This window comes from Pseudorhodoplanes sp. (assembly GCF_035565855.1).
In the GTDB taxonomy this organism is placed as follows: Bacteria; Pseudomonadota; Alphaproteobacteria; order Rhizobiales; family Xanthobacteraceae; genus Pseudorhodoplanes.
Map to the genome: position 1 here is coordinate 1 of NZ_DATMRX010000067.1, position 4579 is coordinate 4579.

A 4579-nucleotide genomic window follows, 5' to 3' on the forward strand; every position below is an offset into this window, starting at 1 on the left:
CGCCGTGACTTACCTGACGCTCGGCGCGTTGCTCGCGCGCATCCAGAGCCGCAATCGGCTCAAGGCTTATGTCGTTTCAGTCGCGATCCTGCTGACGCTGATGGTGGGCGCGAGCCGGATCTATCTCGGCGTGCATTGGCCGACGGACGTTTTGGCGGGGTGGTGCGCGGGCGCTGCCTGGGCCATGGCTTGCTGGCTTCTGGCGCTCTGGCTGCAAAGTCGCGGCGAGATCGAGCCCGCGACCGACGGGGATGTCGCCGGCAGCGGTTAACGCATTGTCAAATCCGCGCGTCTAGATTCACCGGACTGGAATTGCGCTTGTGTCTGTGCGGCCCTTGCTGCGCGTATCCGGGAACATCGCATGTCGTCTCCGAGTGCCGAGTGCCGGTCCTGCGGTTCACCAATCGCACCGGACGAGCCGATCCTCACGAAATTTCAGCGCTGTTACTATTGCGGACGTCATCATCCGCTCGGCAGCAAATGGACGTTGACGACAGCACCAGTCATCATCGTCGCCGTGATCGGGCTGATCGCGGTGTGGTGGACTCATTTGCCATCGTGAAATTTTGAAATGGGCTCTGGATAAGGCCGCTCGCTCAGAGGTCTTGTTCCGTACGCGCCCTTCCGTGCTAGACTCTCCGTCAAAATAACGGGGAGCAAACGTCCATGTTACGCTTATTGTTCGCAGCCATCGGCGCTGCGATGCTGATCTCTGGCGCGCACGCGCAGAATTATCCATCGCGTCCCATCACCCTTGTGGTCCCGCTCGGCCTTGGCGGATCGACCGACGTGATCGCGCGCATCATGGCCGAGAGCATGCGCAACATCCTCGGCACGACGATCGTGGTGGAGAACACAACTGGGGCCGGCGGCACCATCGGTGTCGGCAGGGTCGCGCGGTCGGCGCCGGATGGCTATACGCTCGGCATTGGGCAATGGGGCACGAATGTCGCGAGCGGTGCGATCTATCCGCTGCAATTCGATCTGCAGAACGATTTCGAGCCGGTCGGACTCATCTCCACGCAGCCGTTCCTGATCGTCGCGCGCAAGACGATGCCGGCGAACAATCTCAAGGAACTGGTCGCCTGGCTCAAGGCCAACCAGGACAAGGCATCGCAAGGCAATTCCGGCGTCGGCACGCCGAGCCATGTCGCCGGGCTGATGTTCCAGAACGTCATCGGTGCCAAATACACCATGGTGCCGTATCGCGGCGCCGGACAATCGATGCAGGACCTTGTCGCCGGCCAGCTCGATGTGATGCTCGACACCCCGGCCGTCTCGTTGCCGCAGATCACGGCGGGCAACATCAAGCCTTATGCCGTGACCGCGAAATCACGAATTCCCGTGGCGCCGGACGTCCCGACAACCGACGAGGCCGGACTCCCCGGATTCTATTTCTCGTTCTGGCATGCCTTCTGGGTGCCGAAGGGCACGCCGAAGGAGATTGTGGCGAAGCTCAATGATGCGCTGGTCAAGGCGCTGGCCGATCCGGTGACCCGTGAGCGGCTCACCAAGATCGCCCAGGAAATTTTCCCGGTCGAGCAGCAGACCCCGCAAGCGCTGGCGGCATTTCACAAGGCCGAAATTGACAAATGGTGGCCGATCATCAAGGAAGCGGGGATCAAGCCCCAATGACGGTCCCCGGAGTTACATGGTTCCAAAAGCGGCGGGAGTCTTGGCCATCCTTCTGGTGTCGAGCGTCGCGGGCTGCGTGACGCCCGACGGCTCCTCTCCCGCGCTTGGCGGGGGACGGGACCTCGCGCCGGAGGAAAAGAAGATCATCGCCGACGCCGTCGGTCGTGTGATCAAAGAGCCCGGCTCAGCGAAATTTCGCTGGGCCAAATTTCCGGCCGCCGCGAGCGGCGACGTGAATTACTGCGCGTCAGTCAACGCCAAGAGCCCGCTGCCCGGATACAGCGGCAATCAGTTGTATATCGCAGTGGTCGGCACCGAGAACGGGCGGGTGAAATCCGCCGTGGTCGGCGCGATCCATGGCGGCTCCGACGCGCACGTCGTTCGCAACCTCTGCAAGCGTTACGGCCTCAATCCGGACGACGCCGTCTAAAGCCTGCAACGCCGCCCAGACCTACGAAAATGTGAGCGCGGGCCGGGTGCGCCCTGGGCGCCCTGCTGTAGGATTGTACCCGGATGCATTCCGCGTCCGTTTTCCCTGGAGCAAAATGATGAGACCCCTGACTTTCGTCCTGGCCACTTTGACGGGCCTGACGGCGGCGTCCCACGCATCGGCACAGATGACGCAGGACGACCTGAAATGGGTGAATCAATGCATTGCCGACAACAAGAATGAAAAGGGCGCGACGCCTGCGATTGTCCGCGCCTATTGCATCTGCATGAACGAGAAAATGGACGACAACGAAACGCGCACGATCACGCAGTGGGAGAAGGCCAATCCGAAGGCGCGGGTCGCCTGCGAGAAGCAGGCCGGGTGGAATTAGTCTGAACTCCGATCAATCGTAAAAGCCGGCGCGCAGCGGAATGCATCTCCGCTGCGCGTTCGCGTATAATGTCGTGCGTCCGTCAGGATTCGTCAGCACGACAAGACCATGAAAAAGAAGCGAAAGAAGCCGGAGCACCAGCCGATCGAGGCGGCCGGCGGAATCGTGATGCGCGGCAAGGTCCGGCCGCTCTTTGCCGTCGTTCAGCTCCGACGGCAGAAGACATGGGTGCTTCCGAAAGGAAAGCTGAACCGCGACGAGACCGCCATCGAGGCGGCGCGGCGCGAGGCGATCGAGGAAACCGGTCACGATGTGAAGGTGCACGAGTTTCTCGGCTCCCTCGTCTACAAGGCGTCCGGGCGGCCGAAGACCGTCAGGTTCTGGCGGATGCAGGCCAGCGCGCGTCCGGTTGGACCGCTGATGCGAGATGTTCGCGCAGTGCGATGGCTTTCATTGCCGCAGGCCATGTCCAGGCTGACGCATGAGCGCGAGAAGCTGTTTCTCGAAAAGGTCGGCCGCGAGATCTTGCGACAATCGGGCCCCGCGATACGACGGAAGCCGAAAAGGTTATCCCCCGAGCCGCAGCCAGGTCGGAGGAAACGTGGCACGGCGAGCAAAGCAACGGTGGTCGGGGCAACGGGTCGGGCGGCCGCACCCGGCGCCGGGGTCGCGATGCAGCCGTCTTTCCCCATTCAACGTGTGGGCCGTCGTCCCCCGGCGCTCATACGCAAGCTCTGGTCATTGCTCCGGCGCTAGGATCGGGTCATGCTTGCGCACAGGGTTTGCGGGATTCCCCTCCTTGCGTCCTTGACCTTCGCTCCGGCATTCCGGAAAGGAGATGCGATGAAACGTCCCCTCACAGGCCTGCTCGGCGCCATCGTTGTTGCCGCGGCGGCGATCGGCAGCACCCAGGCGGATGCCGGCACCTGGCGCAGCCGGGGGCTCATTGGGGGGATGTCGGCCGCCGAGGTTCTGGCCTGGCCCGACAGCCCGTATCACGACTACCGCTATTATGCCGGTTATCATGTCCGTCCAATCGGGCCGCCTCCTGGCTGTGTGATCCGGCGTCAGCGGGTCTGGAACGCCTATGGCTGGACCTGGCGCAAGTTGCGGATTTGCCACTGACCGCTCACACTTGAGCGGCGTAACGATTCGCTCTGTTGACGAGTTCGCGATTTTGCCAGCGATTCCAAAATTGCGACAAAATGGCCCTAAACACTAAGAGTGCGTAACCTTTTGCCGCTAAGTCGATCGTGGGATTGGTCAATCTCGCTGGTCCTCCCCACCGGTTCCTGAAGGAGAAATGCATGAGGAAAGTGTTCATTGCGGTCGTCGCCGCTTTGACGATCGCGGGTTCGGTGCTCGCCGTTCCCGGAAAGGCCGATGCGCATTGGCGCGGCGGCGCTGTTGCTGCGGGCGTGCTCGGTGGCATTGCCGCCGGCGCCATCATCGCTGGTGCGGCTGCTCCCTATTATGCGCCGCCGCCGCCCCCGCCCGGCTATTACGCACCGGCTCCGGTCTATTACGGGCCGGCCTGCCGCTGGGTGCGTGAGCGCTGGTGGGATGGCTATGCGTGGCGCGTGCGCCGCGTCCAGGTCTGCTGACAGATCTGACACATCGTCTTCAAAAGCCCGGCAGCCGATCGGCTGGCCGGGCTTTTTGTTTGCGCAGCGCCCGCGATAGGGATCAGCGGCGAGCGGACATCCGCTCCGCCAACGCCCTTGACGGCCAGCAATCCAGCGTCACGCCATTGGCCTTCTGCCAGGCGCCGAGAGCCGCACGGGTCTTCATGCCGGCCTTGCCGTCGATCTTGTCGCGATAGAAGCCGGCCTCGGTCAGATGGCGCTGGATCGCCTCGATCTGGTCCGACCGCGCCTGTTCGATCTTGCCCCATGGCGTCGCGAACGTGCCGCCGCCGGCGATGCGGTCCGCAAGATTGCCGACGAACAGCGCGTACAGGTCGGCGAAATTATAGCCCTTGAAGACGTAGAAATTGTTCAGCGTCAGGAGGGCGGGGCCCTTCAGGCCGGCCGGCAGAAACAGCGACGCCTCCTGCGCGAGTTCGTCGCGCGTCGGCTTGTGCGTCAGCGGCGCGTAGCCGCGCCTGATCCATTCGGCGATGG

9 protein-coding genes are annotated in these 4579 nt (G+C 63.0%); 8 read left to right on the forward strand and 1 reads right to left on the reverse strand.

Going from position 1 to position 4579, the window contains the following annotated elements; genetic code table 11:
• From VN004_RS03900 to VN004_RS03935, 8 genes are all read left to right on the forward strand, one after another.
• Positions 1-271: phosphatase PAP2 family protein (locus VN004_RS03900; RefSeq protein WP_325607217.1), on the forward strand; the 271-nt coding region annotated here is incomplete at its 5' end.
• A gap of 90 nt (positions 272-361) precedes the next feature.
• Positions 362-562, forward strand: coding sequence for a hypothetical protein (locus VN004_RS03905; RefSeq protein WP_325607219.1), 201 nt, complete (start codon positions 362-364; stop codon positions 560-562).
• Positions 563-666: 104 nt separating this feature from the next.
• The gene (locus VN004_RS03910) at positions 667-1635 is read left to right on the forward strand and encodes a Bug family tripartite tricarboxylate transporter substrate binding protein (protein WP_325607221.1); all 969 of its coding nucleotides are present in this window, start codon (positions 667-669) and stop codon (positions 1633-1635) included.
• Positions 1636-1675: 40 nt separating this feature from the next.
• The gene (locus VN004_RS03915) at positions 1676-2065 is read left to right on the forward strand and encodes a hypothetical protein (protein WP_325607223.1); all 390 of its coding nucleotides are present in this window, start codon (positions 1676-1678) and stop codon (positions 2063-2065) included.
• A 118-nt stretch (positions 2066-2183) separates the two neighbouring features.
• Entirely contained in the window at positions 2184-2456 is a 273-nt protein-coding gene (locus VN004_RS03920) for a hypothetical protein (RefSeq protein ID WP_325607225.1), read from the forward strand.
• 108 nt (positions 2457-2564) lie between these two features.
• Positions 2565-3212, forward strand: a complete 648-nt coding sequence (locus VN004_RS03925) for an NUDIX hydrolase (RefSeq protein WP_325607227.1) — start codon at positions 2565-2567, stop codon at positions 3210-3212.
• Positions 3213-3299: 87 nt separating this feature from the next.
• Positions 3300-3581, forward strand: coding sequence for a hypothetical protein (locus VN004_RS03930; protein ID WP_325607229.1), 282 nt, complete (start codon positions 3300-3302; stop codon positions 3579-3581).
• 182 nt (positions 3582-3763) lie between these two features.
• On the forward strand, positions 3764-4060 hold the full coding sequence (locus VN004_RS03935) for a hypothetical protein (protein ID WP_325607230.1): 297 nt from the start codon (positions 3764-3766) through the stop codon (positions 4058-4060).
• Between the two features lie 82 nt (positions 4061-4142).
• On the opposite strand, the gene VN004_RS03940 is transcribed toward VN004_RS03935, so the two are convergent.
• A partial coding sequence (locus VN004_RS03940; protein ID WP_325607231.1) for a lytic murein transglycosylase occupies positions 4143-4579 on the reverse strand: 437 nt, incomplete at its 5' end.

What these genes read in the sequence shown, in the direction of transcription:
- VN004_RS03905 (WP_325607219.1), top strand. Translation starts at nt 362, where the DNA reads ATGTCGTCTCCGAGTGCCGAGTGCCGGTCCTGCGGTTCACCAATCGCA.
- VN004_RS03910 (WP_325607221.1), top strand. Translation starts at nt 667, where the DNA reads ATGTTACGCTTATTGTTCGCAGCCATCGGCGCTGCGATGCTGATCTCT.
- VN004_RS03920 (WP_325607225.1), top strand. Translation starts at nt 2,184, where the DNA reads ATGAGACCCCTGACTTTCGTCCTGGCCACTTTGACGGGCCTGACGGCG.
- VN004_RS03925 (WP_325607227.1), top strand. Translation starts at nt 2,565, where the DNA reads ATGAAAAAGAAGCGAAAGAAGCCGGAGCACCAGCCGATCGAGGCGGCC.
- VN004_RS03930 (WP_325607229.1), top strand. Translation starts at nt 3,300, where the DNA reads ATGAAACGTCCCCTCACAGGCCTGCTCGGCGCCATCGTTGTTGCCGCG.
- VN004_RS03935 (WP_325607230.1), top strand. Translation starts at nt 3,764, where the DNA reads ATGAGGAAAGTGTTCATTGCGGTCGTCGCCGCTTTGACGATCGCGGGT.